The organism is Oleomonas cavernae, assembly GCF_003590945.1.
Taxonomy (GTDB): Bacteria; Pseudomonadota; Alphaproteobacteria; order Zavarziniales; family Zavarziniaceae; genus Zavarzinia; species Zavarzinia cavernae.
The window spans coordinates 1,272,891-1,287,125 of record NZ_QYUK01000011.1 but is presented as its reverse complement, the minus strand read 5'-3'; the positions used below and the strand labels follow the sequence as shown (position 1 = coordinate 1,287,125).

The following is a 14,235-nucleotide window of genomic DNA, read 5'->3' as shown; positions in this document are numbered from 1 at the left end:
GGCTTTGTTTTCCGCCATATTCTCTTGGCATATCGGTTGCATACAATTCCCTGGACGGGACCCCGGGCCCAGCGCGGCCGGGTCCCATGGGTCGAACAGGGGCTATGCAATGTTCAATGCCAAATCGATTTCGCGGCGCAGCGTCCTGATGGCGGGGCCGGCGCCACCGCGCTGGGTGTCCTCGGCCTGCCCGCCCGCCAGGCCCGCGCCGCCGGCCTGACCGTCGGCTTCATCTATGTCGGGCCCAAGGACGATTTCGGCTACAACCAGGCCCATGCCGAAGGGGCCGCGGCGATCAAGGGCATCAGCGGCGTCACCGTGGTCGAGGAGGAGAATGTCGCCGAGACCGTGGCGGTGCAGAAGACCATGGAGAGCATGATCAACCTCGACGGCGCGTCGCTGGTCTTCCCCACCTCGTTTGGCTATTTCGACCCGCATATGCTGGCCATGTGCGCCAAGTTCCCCGAGGTTCAGTTCCGCCACTGCGGCGGCCTTTGGGACAAGGCCAAGCACCAGGCCAACGCCGGCTCCTACTTCGGCTATATCGGCATGGGCCAGTACCTCAACGGCATCGTCGCCGCCCATGCGAGCAAGTCGAAGAAGCTCGGCTTCGTCGCCGCCAAGCCCATCCCGCAGGTCCTCCTGAATATCAACTCCTTCGCCCTCGGCGCCCGCTCGGTCGATCCCTCGATCACCACCCAGGTCATCTTCACCGGCGAATGGTCGATGGCGGTCAAGGAAGCCGAGGCGACCAATGCCCTGGCCGACCAGGGGGTCGACGTCGTCACCTGCCATGTCGACGGGCCCAAGGTGGTGGTCGAGACCGCGGCCGGGCGTGGCGCCTATGTTTGCGGCTATCACGCCAGCCAGGCCCCGCTGGCACCGGAGAAGTATCTGACCGGCGCCGAATGGAACTGGGCCGTGGTCTACAAGATGTTCGTCGAGAAGGCGCTCGCCGGCGAACCCCTGCCCAACTTCGTGCGCGGCGGCCTTGCCGACGGTTTCATCAAGACCAGCGCCTATGGCCCCGCCGTCTCGGCCGCGGCGCGTGCCAACGCGGACGCGGTGAAGGCCGAGATCCTCAAAGGCGGCTATGCCGTCATCAAGGGGCCGCTCAAGGACAACAAGGGCAACGAGGTGGTCGCGGCCGGCAAGGCCTATGTCGAGACCGCGGTCGAACTGGAAAGCTTGAACTATCTGGTCGAAGGGGTGATCGGCTCGACGTCCTGAGGCGGCCCGTGAAAGCGCTGCTGCCGCGCCTCGAGGGGGTGGCGATTCCGGTCGCCGCCCTGCTCGCCGGCCTTGCCCTGTTCGGCGTGTTCATCGCGCTGGTGGGCAAGTCGCCGGTCGAGTTCTACAGCCTGATGTACAAGGGCGGCTTCGGCACCTGGTTTTCCCTGCAGAACACCTTGCTGCGGGCAGCGCCCCTGTTGCTGGCCGGGCTGTGCGTCGCCCTGCCCGCCCGCCTGGGCCTGGTGGTCATCGGCGGCGAAGGGGCTATCGTCCTGGGCGGGCTGGCGGCGGCGGCGATGGCCAATGTCATGGTCGGCGCCCCGTCCCTGGTCGGGCTGCTGGCGATGGCGCTGGCCGCTATGCTGGCGGGCGGTGTGTGGATCGGCGCGGTGGGGGCCCTGCGGCACTACCGGGGCGTCAACGAGACCATCTCCAGCCTGCTGATGGCCTATATCGCCATCGCCCTCATGAATCACCTGGTCGAAGGGCCGCTGCGCGATCCCGCCAGCCTCAACAAGCCCTCCACCGCGCCGATCGACGAGGCCTTCAGGATCGGCCTGATCCCAGGCATGGATGTGCATTGGGGCCTCGTCGTCGGCATCATCGCCTGCATCATCGCCTGGTTCCTGATCGAGCGGACGACCTTCGGCTTTGGCGCCCGCATGACCGGCGCCAATGTCCGCGCGGCCCAGCTCCAGGGCCTGGCCGTGGGCCGCCTGATCCTGGCCATGACCGGCCTGGGCGGGGCCTGCGCCGGGCTGGCCGGCATGTTCGAGGTGGCGGCGGTCCAGGGCAGCGCCAATGCCTCGCTGATCGCCGGCTATGGCTATGCCGGGATCCTGGTCGCCTTCCTCGCCCGCCATAACCCCCTGGGTGTCATCCCGGTGGCGATCCTGCTGGGCGGCATCGCCGCCGCGGGCGGCCTGATCCAGCGGCGCATGGGCCTGCCGGATGCGACCGTGCTGGTGCTCCAGGGCATTCTCTTCGTCACCATCCTGCTGAGCGAAACCGCCTATGGCCGGTTCAAGCTGTTCAAGAGGGCCGCGGCATGAGCGAGGACCTGGGTCTCTGGGGGGTTCCGATCGCGGTGCTGGGCGGCGCCATCCGCGTCTCCACCCCGTTCCTGTTCGTCAGCCTGGGCGAGTGCGTGACCGAGAAATCGGGCCGCATCAACCTGGGCCTGGAAGGCACGCTCGTCTTCGGGGCCATGGCCGGTTACGCCATGGCCTACTCGACCGATTCCGCCTGGGCCGGGCTGCTGGCCGGCGGCCTGGCCGGCGTCCTGTTCGGGGTGTTCCACGGCCTGGCCTGTTCCCTGCCGCGGGTCAACGACATCGCCCTGGGCATCGCCTTGATGCTGCTGGGCACCGGCCTCGCCTTCTTCTTCGGCAAGCCCTACATCCAGCCGGTCGCCCCGGATCTGCCGGCGATCGATTTCGGCGGCTGGTCGGATATTCCACAGCTTCAGGCGGCGCTGCGGATCAATGTCCTGTTCCTGATCGGGATCGCGCTGGCGCTGGTGCTGTGGTGGGGCTTCCGCAATACCAGGCTTGGGCTCGTCATCCGCATGGTCGGGGACAGCGCGGATGCGGCGCGCGCCATGGGCTATGGCGTGAACCGCATCCGCATCCTTTGCACCGCATTCGGTTCCATGCTGGCCGGCTTCGGCGGGGCTTATCTCTCGCTCTACTATCCAGGAAGCTGGAACGAGGGCATCTCGTCGGGCCAGGGCTTGATGGCGGTGGCGCTGGTCATCTTCGCGCGCTGGAACCCGCTGTCCTGCTTCTGGGCGGCGCTGCTGTTCGGCGGTGCGGGCGCCCTGGGCCCGGCCCTGCAATCGGTCGGCGTCACCCAAGGCTACTACCTGTTCTATGCCGCCCCCTATGTGCTCACCCTTGCCATCATGATCGCCACCGCCTCGCCCACCCGCTCGCTGGCCGGCGCACCGGGCGAGTTGTCGATTACCAAATAGGAACAGGAGGTCGCCATGGCCCAAGCCCAACCCGCCCCCGAGCAAGGCCCAGTCGCCGCCGAGCCCTATGCCTGGCCGTGGAACGGCGACCTGCGCCCCGGCAATACGGCGCTGATCATCATCGACATGCAGATCGATTTCTGCGGCAAGGGCGGCTATGTCGACCACATGGGCTACGACCTGTCGCTGACCCAGGCGCCGATCGAACCGATCAAGGCCGTGCTCGCCGCCATGCGCGCCAAGGGCTACCACATCATCCACACCCGCGAGGGCCACCGCCCCGACCTGGCCGACCTGCCACCCAACAAGCGCTGGCGCTCGCAGCGCATCGGGGCGGGCATCGGCGATCCCGGCCCCTGCGGCCGCATCCTGATCCGCGGCGAACCGGGCTGGGAAATCATTCCCGACCTCGCCCCCATCGCCGGCGAGGTGATCATCGACAAGCCGGGCAAGGGTTCGTTCTGCGCCACCGACCTGGCCCTGATCCTCAAGCAGCGGCGGATCGACAATATCGTGCTGACCGGCATCACCACCGATGTCTGCGTCCACACCACGATGCGCGAGGCCAACGACCTGGGCTTTGAATGCCTGCTGGTCGAGGATTGCTGCGGCGCCACCAAGCACGAGAACCACCTGGCCGCGCTCAGCATGGTGAAGATGCAGGGCGGCGTGTTCGGTGCCGTCGCCAGTTCCAAGGCCCTGCTGGCGGGATTGCCGTGATGACCGAGCCGGACGCCCCCCGCCCCGAGGCCGCGGTCGAAGCGTTCGAGATCACCAAGCGCTTCGGCGCCTTCACCGCGCTCGAAAAGGTCTCCATACGGATCGAACGGGGCGAGGTTCACGCCCTCTTGGGCGAGAACGGCGCCGGCAAATCGACCCTGGTCAAATGCATCATCGGCTACCAGGGCGTCGACGAGGGCGCCATCCTGGTCGACGGCATCGAGCGCGAAATGGCCAACCCGCGCGATGCCCACAAGCTCGGCATCGGCATGGTCTATCAGCACTTCACCCTGGTGCCGTCGATGACGGTCGCGGAAAACCTGGTCATGTCGCGGGTCGACGTGCCCACCGTCATCGACTGGCGGCGCGAACGCGCGGCCATCGCCGCCTTCCTGGAACGCATGCCTTTCCAGGTTCCCCTGGACCAGCCGGTCGAGCGGCTCTCGGCCGGCGAGCGGCAGAAGACCGAAATCCTCAAGCAGCTCTATCTCGATCGCCGGGTGCTGATCCTCGACGAGCCGACCTCGGTCCTCACCCCCGACGAGGCCGACGAGGTGCTGACCCTGCTGGGCGGCATGGCCCGCGACAAGGGCCTCTCGATCCTGATGATCACCCACAAGTTCCGCGAGGTGACGCGCTACGCCGACCGGGTGACCATCCTGCGCCGGGGCAGGCTCGCCGGGTCGGGCCTGGTCGCCGAACTCTCGACCGGCGAGATGGCCGCCATGATGGTCGGCGCGACTTCCCTGCCCAGCGTCGGCGGCAAGGAAGGCGTGCCGGACGACGGCGCGCCCGTGCTCTCCATCCGCAACCTCAAGGTGACCGGCCGCACCGGCCTCACCCAGGTCGATCTGGCCGCCCTCGACGTCTATCGGCGTGAGATCGTGGGCATTGCCGGCATTTCGGGCAACGGCCAGAAAGAGCTGGTCGAGGTGCTGGCCGGCCAGCGCCTGCCGGCCGCCGGCGCGGTGCTGGTGCACGATACGCCCTATGGCGCCAGCCGGGCGGAGACGCGGGCGCACAAGGTCCGCCTGCTGCCGGAGGAGCCGCTGAAGAATGCCTGCGCGCCCAGGATGTCGGTGGCCGAAAACCTGGCCTTCCGCATCTTCGACGAAACCCCGGCGGGCAAGCCGGCCGCGCTGCTCGACCGCGGCCGGATTACCGCGAATGCAACCGACATGATTGCAGCCTACAAGGTGAAGACCAGTTCGCCCCAGGCCGCCATCGCCACCCTGTCGGGCGGCAATGTCCAGCGCGCGGTATTGGCGCGGGAATTCACCGGCGAGGTCGACTTGCTGATCGTCGCCAATCCCTGCTTCGGCCTCGATTTCGCTGCCGTGGCCGAAATCCGCTCGCGCATCGTCAAGGCGCGCAATGGCGGCGCAGCGGTTCTATTGGTCAGTGAAGACCTGGATGAGCTGATCGAGCTTGCCGACCGCATCCTGGTGATGTCGGAAGGCAAGATCGCCTACGAAACGCAGAACCGCGACGTCGACATCAGGACGATCGGCGCCCACATGGCCGGCCATCACTGAGGCGCCAGCCGGGCCAGGGCTTCGGCCGCCAGTGTCCGGGTCAATTCACCGGCGGGCATCTCGCGGCCCAGGCGGAAGGCCTGGCCTGCCCACAGCGACATGAAATCGCCCGATGGTTCCGATTTGGCCCGCAGCGGCATCAAGGCGCCGCCGGCCAGCGGAAAGGCCGGGGCGAGGTCGCTGATCGGCCCCACTTCGCGCATCACGCGGTTCAGGATGCCCCGCGCCGGTCGGCCGGTGAAGACATTGGTCAGCGCCGTTTCGCTCTCCTTGGCCTGGGCCAGTGCACGGGCGTGGGCCGGGGTCAGCCTGGCTTCCGGCGTGAACAGATAGGCGGTGCCGAGCTGCACGGCCGCAGCACCCAGGGCGAAGGCCGCGACGATGCCGCGGGCATCGGTGATGCCGCCAGCGGCGATCACCGGCACGCGCACCGCGTCCACCACCTGGGGCACCAGGGCCATGGTGCCGACCTGGGTCGAGATGTCGTTGCCCAGGAAGATGCCGCGGTGACCGCCCGCCTCGAAGCCCTGGGCGATGATCGCGTCACAGCCGTGATCTTCCAGCCAGCGGGCCTCGTCGACCGTGGTGGCCGAGGAGATGATCCTGGCGCCGGTCGCCCGCACCCGGTCGAACAGCCCCTGTTCGGGCAGGCCGAAATGGAAACTGACCACCTTGGGCCTGAATGCCTCCACCAGGTCGCACAGGGTGGCGTCGAACGGCGCGCGGTTGGAACTGGGGATGGGGGCCTGGGGATCGATGCCGAATTCGCTGTAGTAACCTGCCAGGCGCTGGCGCCAGGCAGCTTCCCGCGCCGGATCGGCGGCAGGCGCCTGGTGGCAGAAGAAGTTCACGTTGAACGGCTTGTCCGTGCGCTGGCGGATGATGCCCAGTTCGGCCCGGACCTGCTCGGGGCCGAGCACGGCGCAGGGCAGCGAGCCCAGGCCGCCCGCCTGCGACACCGCGATCGCCATGTCGGACAGGTTGGCGCCGGCCATGGGGGCCTGGATGATCGGCAGCTCGATCCCGAAGAGATCCTGGATGCGTCGGTCGGGCCACATGGTCAGTGTCCTTCTTGTTTTGCCGGATAGGCCCGGATCAGCCACAGGTAGATCAGCACGCCGATCACCAAGCTGAGCGCTGCGCATTCCAGCGACAAGGCAAATCCCTGGGCATGGCTGTCGGCACGGGCCAGCAGCGCCGCGGCCAGGGGCGGGCCGGCGATCTGCCCCAGGCCGTAGAGCACCGTGAGCAGCCCCATGAAAGCAGCCACCCCATCGGGCCGCAGCCGGCGCACGATCTGCATGGCAAAGAAGGTGATGGCCGTCATCGGCACGCCGACCATCAGGCTGCCCAGAGCAAAGCCCATAGCGCTGGGCAGCCACAGCGCCATCATGACGCCGGCGGCCTGCAGCAGGTAGAGGCCGATCAGCATCAGCCGGGGATCGACGCGCACCGGAATACGGGTGGAGATCACCGCCCCCAGCATGATGCCCAGGCCGAACACGGGCCAGAACAGGTCCAGCCAGATCGATCCCGGCAAGGCTTCTCGCGCGATCACCGGCAGGAAGGTCGCGGTGATGATGTAACCAAGGCCGGCCAGGCCGTAGGCCAGGGTGAACAGCCCCTGCTCGACCCGGCTGCCGCGGGCAGGCACGCCGGCGCCTTGGCCGGGCGCCGGGATGCCTACGTGCTCCCCTCCCCTGAACACCGGCCAGACCACGACGGTCAGCACCAGGGCCAGAAGCCCCAGCACGGCCCAGCCGGTCGACGCCGTCCAGTGCAGGGCGACCATGCCGCTGGTCATCAGGCCCGAAAGGATGATGCCCAAGCCCGGGCCGATGAAGATCAGCGCGCCCATGGCCTGGGCATCCAGCCTGGCCAGCCGGGCGACACACCAGCCCGAGGTGAAGATGAAGACAAAGGCGCTCATGACGCCGGCCAGGAAGCGCAGCACCGGCCACAGGTCGGGCCAAGGCAGCGCCATGCCCAAGGTCACCACGATGGTGCCGGCCAGCCCCAGGCGCACCATGGCCGCCGCATCGGCGAAGCGCGGCAGGATCATGCACAGCAAGGCGCCCAGCAGGTAGCCCAGGTAGTTGGCGGTGGCGAGCCAACCGCCGCCGGGCAGGTCGACGAGTTTGTCGGCCAGCATCATCGGCAGCAGCGGGGTGAAGGCGAAGCGCCCGATGCCCATGGCGACGGCCAGCGCCAAGGCGCCCGTGAGACCCACCGTCAACGGCTTGATCGGACGTTCCGCACGCGAGCCGGACTGGATGGAAACCATCGAAGCAACCCCTCAGGCTGAAACCGACACAGCGATTCATCACGCGTGAAGAATAATTTTCTGCTATCCATATTATTAGAAGATCATTTTTTGCATGGAGGCCTTGTCGGGGAGCCGATGTTGGATCTGGCGGTGCTGGAAATCTTCAAAACGGTGGCAGAGCTGCGCAGCGTGACGCGAGCGGCCGACCTGTTGCAGCGGGCGCAATCGAACGTCACCACCCGGGTGCGCCAGCTCGAGGATGAGCTGGGGGCGCCCCTGTTCCTGCGCGACGGCAAGCGCATGACCTTGACACCGGAAGGCCAGACCCTGCTGGCCTATGCCAACCGCCTGCTATCCCTGGCCGAAGAGGCCCGCCAGGCGATCAGCCCGGGCAAGCCCGGCGGGCGCCTGCGCATCGGCACCATGGAAAGCACGGCCGCCAGCCGCCTGCCCGTCCCCCTCGCCCGCTTTCACAGCCGATGGCCGGCGGTCGACGTGACCCTGGCCACCGGATCGACCCAGATCCTGATCGAGCGGGTACTGGGCCATGAGCTGGACTGCGCCTTCATCACCCAGCCGCCCTGGATGGACGGCCTGCCGGCCGAATTCGAGGCGGTGCGGGTCTTTACCGAGGAATTGCTGCTGGTTCTGCCCGGCCATCACCCGGCCATCGCCAGCCCCGCCGACTTGCGTGTCGACACCCTGGCGGCCTTCGAGCAGGGCTGCGCCTATCGCCGGCTGGCCGAGGATTGGCTGGCAATCGGGCGGGAGAAGCCGTTGAAGCTGCTGGAACTGGGCTCCTACCACGCCATTCTGGCCTGCGTGGCGGCGGGCAGCAGCATCGGCGTCGTGCCCCGGTCGGTGCTGGACCTCCACCGCCCCGTGCTGGACCTGTGCACCCATCCGCTGGCCACGGTCGACACCATGCTGATCCGCCGCCGCGGCTACCACTCCGCCGCCTTCGAGGCGTTTCTGGAAACCGTGCAGGCCGCCTAGAATGCTTTTCCGTCGAATGGAAACGCGTCATCCCCGCGAAGGCGGGGATCCACCGCCGGGGCATACTGGAGCGGACCCGGCCTGTCACAGCTGTGGATCCCCGCCTTCGCGGGGATGACGTACAGTGTTTCAGCTTTTCGGAAAACTGATCTAGCCGCTGGCCGAGGCGCTGCCTTCCATGTATTTCGTCGGATCGATCGGCGTGCCGTTGCGGCGGATCTCGAAGTGGAGTTGCGGCACGGTGACATTGCCGGTGTGCCCCACCCGGGCGATCGCCTGGCCCCGGGCGACCTTGTCGCCTTGTTTCACCAGCATCTGCTCGTTGTGGGCATAGGCCGTCATCCAGCCGTTGGCATGGCGGATCAGCACCAGGTTGCCATAACCGCGGATCTCGTTGCCGGCATAGGCGACGGTGCCGGCATCGGCCGCGCGCACCGTGGTGCCGGCCGCGACCTGGATATTGATGCCGTCGTTGTGCTGTCCGCCGGCCTTGGGCCCGAAGCCTGAAATCACGTCGCCGACCACCGGCCAGGCAAAGCGGGCGGTACTCGCCGGCGCCGGTGCCGGCGGCGGCGTCACCGCGGCCGTGGTGGCGCCCGGGGTGACGATGCCACCGGCCGGTGCCGAGGGCTTGCGCCCGGGCTGCGGCACCGGGATCGGGGCAGCGGCCATGGTGCGGGGCGGCGGCAGGCTGTCGGGATCGGGTTCGATGATTTCGATCGGCGGGGCGACATCGGCCACGGGGGTCGCGGTAACCGGCTCGGCCGCCGGCGGCACTTCGGCGACGGCCGGGGCCGCGGCGGGCACCGGCTCGACCCGGCCGGGGATGCGCAGGGTCTGGCCCAGCTTGATCGTATAGGGCGGCGCGATGCCGTTTTCCGTCATCAGGCTGGCCTGATCGACGCCGTAGCGCTTGGAAATATTGTAGACGGTGTCGCCGGGCGCCACGGTGTGGAACTGGGCCTGCGGCAGGCGCAGCTTCTGTCCCGGCTGCAAGGTGAAGGGCGCGGTCAGGCCGTTGAGCTGGATCAGGTCGCGCAGTGGCACGCCTGTCCGCCTCGACACGGCGCTCAAGGTCTCGCCGGGGGCGACCACGGTTTCCCCGGCCGCTGCCGGCGCGCCCGGTGCCGGGGTGATGGCCGTGGGGCCGCCAGCGCAGGGGCCGGCGCCGCGCCCGGTTCCGACAAAGGCGTGGCCGTGATGCCGCCGCGATCGACCGGGGCCAGGGGGGCGGCCTCGACCGCGGGCCCCTCCCCGTCACTGGTGACCCCGCCACCGCTGGAGACCGCACCGCCGCCGCCGCCGAGATACTCGACCGGCGCCAATTCCTCACGCCCGCCGCAGCCGGCCAATAGGGCAAGCGCCAGCGCGGCTGTCGTGCGAATCAAGGCGGGGGCAGTCGAGAGTGCCATGGCGTCAGTTTCCGAGCCCCGCCCCGGTCCGTCAATCGTCGCGCAAGATGCCGGCCACAAGAGGCACGAAACGCACCGGCATCAATTTTTCATAGACCGCGTCCGCGCCTTCCCGGCGCACCCGCCAGATTTCCTGGTTGCCGTGCACCGGCCCGACCGGCAGCACCATGATGCCGCCGTCGGCCAGTTGCTCGACCAGCGACAACGGTACTTCCGCGGCGGCGGCCGTGACCATGATGCGCTCGAACGGCGCCTGTTCGGGCCAGCCCTTGGCCCCGTCGCCCAGCCTGGTGACGACATTGTGCAGCCGCAGGTCGTGGAGGCGCTGCTCGGCCTCGCGCATCAAGGCACGGCGGCGTTCCACCGTGTAGACCCGGCGGCACAGCTTGCACAGCACGGCGGCCTGGTAACCGGAACCGGTGCCGATCTCCAGCACCTTGTGACGCGGGCCGACATCCAGCGCCTGGGTCATGTAGGCGACGATGAAGGGCTGGCTGATGGTCTGCCCGCCGGCGATCGGCAGCGCCGTATCCTCATAGGCCTTGTGGGCCAGGGCGGGCGGCACGAAGCGCTCGCGCGGGATCGCCTCGATGGCGTTGAGAATGCGCATGTCCGTGATCCCCTGCTGCCGCAGGGACAGGATCAGTTGCGCCTTCTCGGTGTCGCTGCCCATGGGTCAGGTGACCGGCTTCTGCGCAAAGGCATGACGCAGGCTGGCCTGGGTGTCGTAATGGGTGAGGTTCATGTGCAGGGCGGTCACGGAAATCGCGCCGGCGTAGACCGCCTCGATGTCGGAATCGGGCTCGACCGGGCCCGGGTTGCGACGATAGCCCAGCCAGTAATAGGCATTGCCGCGGGCATCGACGCGCTCGTCGATCGACAGGCTGGCCGCCCCGCGCCGCCCCTGGTGGGTGACGCGAATGCCGCTCACCGCTTCGGGCGCGCAGTTGGGAAAATTCACGTTGATCAGCACGTCGTCGGGCCAGCCGGTTTCGAGCAGGCGGCGCACCACCGCCGGCCCATGGGTGGCAGCGCAGGGCCATTGCACCGGCTGCGACCGGTCGAAGCCCATGGACTGGCTCAGCGCGATCGACGGCACGCCCAGGAAGGTGCCCTCCATCGCGGCAGCGATCGTGCCGGAATAGGTTACATCCTCGCCCATGTTGGCGCCGCGGTTGACGCCCGACAGCACCAGGTCGGGCTTGCGGCCCTTGATGATCGTCTCGAGCGCCAGCATGACGCAGTCGGTCGGCGTGCCCTCGACCGCGAAGCGCCTGGGGCCGACCTTGCGGATGCGCAGGGGCTTGGTCAGGGTCAGCGAATGCGACGCACCCGATTGCTCGGTCTCCGGCGCCACGACCCAGACATCGCCGCTCAAGGCCTTGGCGATCTGGGTCAGGATCTTCAGGCCGGGGGCATGGATGCCGTCGTCGTTGGTGACCAGGATGCGCAGCGGCTTGTCGTCGGTCTCAGCCATGGGGGCAATCACTTCCAGGCCGCCCATATAGGGCCGCAGCACCAAAGGCACCTCGATCGTGCCATCGTCGCGGGCATAGTTCTCGAGCACGGCGACCAGGGTCCGGCCGACGGCGAGGCCCGAGCCGTTCAGGGTGTGGACGGGGCGGGTTCCCTTGGCATTGCCGAGGCGGGCGCGGGTCTGCATGCGGCGGGCCTGGAAATCGCCGCAGTTCGAGCACGACGAAATTTCCCGGTAGGTCTTCTGCCCCGGCAGCCAGACCTCGATGTCGTAGGTCTTGGTGGCGCCGAAGCCCATGTCGCCGGCCGCCAGCAGCAGCACGCGGTAGGGCAGGTTCAGGCGCTTCAGCACTTCCTCGGCGCAATTGGTCATGCGCTCGTGCTCGGCCGCCGACTGCTCGGGCGTGGCGATCGAGACCAGTTCCACCTTCGAGAACTGGTGCTGGCGGATCATGCCGCGGGTATCGCGCCCGGCCGAGCCCGCTTCCGAGCGGAAGCACGGGGTCAGCGCGGTGAAGCGCAGCGGCAGTTGGGCCTCGTCCAGGATCTGCTCGCGTACCAGGTTGGTCAGCGGCACCTCGGCGGTGGGTACCAGCCAGAAGCCGTTGGTGGTGCGGAACAGGTCCTCGGCGAATTTGGGCAATTGCCCGGTGCCATAGACCGCGTCGTCGCGCACCAGGACCGGTGGCGCCACCTCGGTGTAACCGAATTCGCTCGTATGGAGGTCCAGCATGAAGGCGCCCAGCGCCCGCTCGAGCCGGGCCAGGGCGCCTTTCAGCACGACGAAGCGGGCACCCGACATGCGGGCCGCCGCCTCGAAATCCATCAGGCCCAGGCCTTCGCCCAACTCGTAGTGAGCGGCCCCCTCGGTCTTCGTCGGCGTGCCCCAGCGGCGGATCTCGGTATTGGCTTCCTCGCCGCCCGGCGGCACCGCCGGGTCGGGCAGGTTGGGCAGGGTCGCCAGCAGGGCCTCGATCTCGCCGGCCAGCTTGCGGTCTTCTTCCTCGCCGGCCTGGATCGCGCCTTTGAGGCCGGCGACCTCCTCCATCAGGGTGGCGGCATCGCCACCCTTGGACTTGACCTGGCCGATCTCGCGCGAGGCGTCGTTACGGCGCGCCTGCATCTCCTGCAACCTGGTTTGCAGGGCGCGGCGCTGCTGGTCGAGGGCGATGACGCCGTCGGCCGACGGGGCAAATCCGCGCCGTTCAAGTCTCGCATCGAAGGCGGCGGGATCGTCGCGGATCAATTTCAGGTCGTGCATGGAAATCGTGACTCGGGAGACGGTGCGGGCCCCGTTCTTATAGGGAACCCGGTCACCGTCCGTCCAGCGAAGTCACGCCGCCGGCGTGCTCTCGCCCTCTTCCTCGTCGTCTTCCTCGGTCGCCTTGGCGCGCTGGCGCTCCATCATCTTGATCGCCAGGATCGAGATTTCGTACAGCAGCAGCATCGGCAGGGCTAGGCTGACCTGGCTGATGATGTCGGGCGGGGTGACGATCGCGGCAAAGGCGAAGACGCCGACGATGGCATAGCGCCGCTTGGCTGACAGGGTCTTGGCACTGAGCACGCCGATCCGCCCCAGCAGGGTGAGCACCACCGGCATCTGGAAGCTCAAGCCGAAGGCGAAGATCAGGGCCATGACCAGGCTCAGATACTCGCTGACCTTGGCCTCCAGTTGGATCGGCAGGGTGCCGCCGCCGCCCGGCGCCTCGAACCCCAGGAAGAAATGCCAGGCCAGCGGGAAGATGAGGTAGTAGAGCAGCGCCGCGCCCAGCAGGAACAGGATCGGCGTGGCGACCAGGAACGGCAGGAAGGCATGCCGCTCGTTCTTATAGAGCCCCGGCGCCACGAACATGTAGATCTGCGAGGCAATGATCGGGAACGAGATGAAGGCCCCGCCGAAGAACGCCAGCTTCATGTAGGTGAAGAAGGCTTCGGTCAGGTCGGTATAGATCATCCGCCGGCTGGCCGCTTCCGGCCCCATGGCATCGAACAGCGGCTTGGTCAGGAAGGCATAGATCTCGTCCGAGATCAGGTAGCAGCCGACCATCGCCACGATCAGCGCGCCGATGCAGTAGAACAGCCGCCGCCGCAACTCGGTCAGGTGCTCGATCAGGGGGGCGCGGCTCGATTCGATCTCGGCTTCGTCGGTCTCGGTCTTCGTCGCCATGTCAGACCCCTGCCCCGGTCGAACCAGCCGACGCTTTCGGCGTCTCCGGATCGGGCGAATTCGCTTCAGGCCAGGGTGATTCCGGCGCCTTGATTTCCGGCGAGTTGGCCTCCGGCAAAGGCAACTCCTCGGCCGGCAACGCCTCGGCGACTTCGGCCTTGTCGCCCAGGGCCGGCTCCGGCGTCACCGGCGGCTTCTCGATCTGCGGCAGCGCCGGCGAACCCGAGAAGGCCCGTTCCATGTCGGCCTTGGCCTTGGCCATTTCCTCGTCGCGCATCATCTGGTCGAAGGTGGACTGGAAATTGGACGCCATCCCCCGCGCCCGCCTGACCCAGCGGCCAACCGTGCGCAACAGATCGGGAAGCTCTTTGGGACCAACGACCAAAAGCGCCACAATGCCTACGAGAAGGATCTCGGACCACGCGAGATCGAACATGCGCCGGTCTCCAGCGGGGCCA

14 protein-coding genes and 1 pseudogene are annotated in these 14,235 nt (G+C 67.9%); 6 read left to right on the top strand and 9 right to left on the bottom strand.

Annotated features, from left to right (window positions below):
- The first annotated feature begins 36 nt into the window (after positions 1 to 36).
- Genes D3874_RS09880 through D3874_RS09860 form a run of 5 tightly spaced genes read left to right on the top strand, consistent with a single transcriptional unit; the run spans position 37 to position 5,460 of the window.
- Complete coding sequence (locus D3874_RS09880; protein ID WP_233559896.1) at positions 37 to 1,230, top strand: BMP family ABC transporter substrate-binding protein; 1,194 nt, start codon at positions 37 to 39, stop codon at positions 1,228 to 1,230.
- Positions 1,231 to 1,238: 8 nt separating this feature from the next.
- Positions 1,239 to 2,285, top strand: coding sequence for an ABC transporter permease (locus D3874_RS09875; protein WP_233559895.1), 1,047 nt, complete (start codon positions 1,239 to 1,241; stop codon positions 2,283 to 2,285).
- The gene (locus D3874_RS09870) at positions 2,282 to 3,205 is read left to right on the top strand and encodes an ABC transporter permease (protein WP_119777940.1); all 924 of its coding nucleotides are present in this window, start codon (positions 2,282 to 2,284) and stop codon (positions 3,203 to 3,205) included. The genes D3874_RS09875 and D3874_RS09870 overlap by 4 nt, the downstream gene beginning before the upstream one ends.
- Positions 3,206 to 3,220: 15 nt before the next feature.
- Complete coding sequence (biuH, locus tag D3874_RS09865) at positions 3,221 to 3,925, top strand: biuret amidohydrolase (protein WP_119777939.1); 705 nt, start codon at positions 3,221 to 3,223, stop codon at positions 3,923 to 3,925.
- Entirely contained in the window at positions 3,925 to 5,460 is a 1,536-nt protein-coding gene (locus D3874_RS09860) for an ABC transporter ATP-binding protein (protein WP_119777938.1), read from the top strand. The genes biuH and D3874_RS09860 overlap by 1 nt, the downstream gene beginning before the upstream one ends.
- Here the strand turns inward: D3874_RS09860 and D3874_RS09855 are convergent.
- Together D3874_RS09855 and D3874_RS09850 are read right to left on the bottom strand one after the other, a co-directional pair.
- Positions 5,454 to 6,518, bottom strand: coding sequence for an NAD(P)H-dependent flavin oxidoreductase (locus D3874_RS09855; protein ID WP_119777937.1), 1,065 nt, complete (start codon positions 6,516 to 6,518; stop codon positions 5,454 to 5,456). The two genes, D3874_RS09860 and D3874_RS09855, sit on opposite strands and share 7 nt — an antisense overlap.
- A 2-nt stretch (positions 6,519 to 6,520) precedes the next feature.
- Positions 6,521 to 7,744, bottom strand: coding sequence for a YbfB/YjiJ family MFS transporter (locus D3874_RS09850; protein ID WP_119777936.1), 1,224 nt, complete (start codon positions 7,742 to 7,744; stop codon positions 6,521 to 6,523).
- A 117-nt stretch (positions 7,745 to 7,861) separates the two neighbouring features.
- On the opposite strand from D3874_RS09850, the gene D3874_RS09845 reads away from it, so the two are divergent.
- Entirely contained in the window at positions 7,862 to 8,722 is an 861-nt protein-coding gene (locus D3874_RS09845) for a LysR family transcriptional regulator (protein WP_233559894.1), read from the top strand.
- Positions 8,723 to 8,872: 150 nt separating this feature from the next.
- Here D3874_RS09845 and D3874_RS09840 read toward each other — a convergent pair whose 3' ends face one another.
- The 7 genes and pseudogenes from D3874_RS09840 to tatB all read right to left on the bottom strand — a co-directional run bounded on the left by D3874_RS09840 (position 8,873) and on the right by tatB (position 14,213).
- Positions 8,873 to 9,817 carry a LysM peptidoglycan-binding domain-containing M23 family metallopeptidase gene (locus tag D3874_RS09840; protein WP_119777935.1) on the bottom strand — a complete coding sequence of 315 codons (945 nt, stop codon included), beginning with the start codon at positions 9,815 to 9,817 and terminating at the stop codon, positions 8,873 to 8,875.
- Positions 9,793 to 10,134 (bottom strand): hypothetical protein, encoded by a 342-nt coding sequence (locus D3874_RS27920; protein WP_147385604.1) that lies wholly within the window; start codon positions 10,132 to 10,134, stop codon positions 9,793 to 9,795. The genes D3874_RS09840 and D3874_RS27920 overlap by 25 nt, the downstream gene beginning before the upstream one ends.
- A gap of 31 nt (positions 10,135 to 10,165) precedes the next feature.
- A complete protein-coding gene (locus tag D3874_RS09835; protein ID WP_119777934.1) occupies positions 10,166 to 10,807 on the bottom strand; it encodes a protein-L-isoaspartate(D-aspartate) O-methyltransferase in 642 nt (213 codons plus the stop codon).
- A gap of 3 nt (positions 10,808 to 10,810) precedes the next feature.
- Entirely contained in the window at positions 10,811 to 11,611 is an 801-nt protein-coding gene (gene surE / locus D3874_RS30180) for a 5'/3'-nucleotidase SurE (protein ID WP_233560185.1), read from the bottom strand.
- A 6-nt stretch (positions 11,612 to 11,617) separates the two neighbouring features.
- Positions 11,618 to 12,871 (bottom strand): annotated as a pseudogene (gene serS / locus D3874_RS30175) (serine--tRNA ligase); the annotation flags it as partial.
- 72 nt (positions 12,872 to 12,943) lie between these two features.
- Positions 12,944 to 13,777, bottom strand: coding sequence for a twin-arginine translocase subunit TatC (tatC, locus tag D3874_RS09825; RefSeq protein WP_119777932.1), 834 nt, complete (start codon positions 13,775 to 13,777; stop codon positions 12,944 to 12,946).
- 1 nt (position 13,778) lies between these two features.
- Positions 13,779 to 14,213 (bottom strand): Sec-independent protein translocase protein TatB, encoded by a 435-nt coding sequence (tatB, locus tag D3874_RS31145; protein ID WP_119777931.1) that lies wholly within the window; start codon positions 14,211 to 14,213, stop codon positions 13,779 to 13,781.
- Positions 14,214 to 14,235 lie beyond the last annotated feature (22 nt).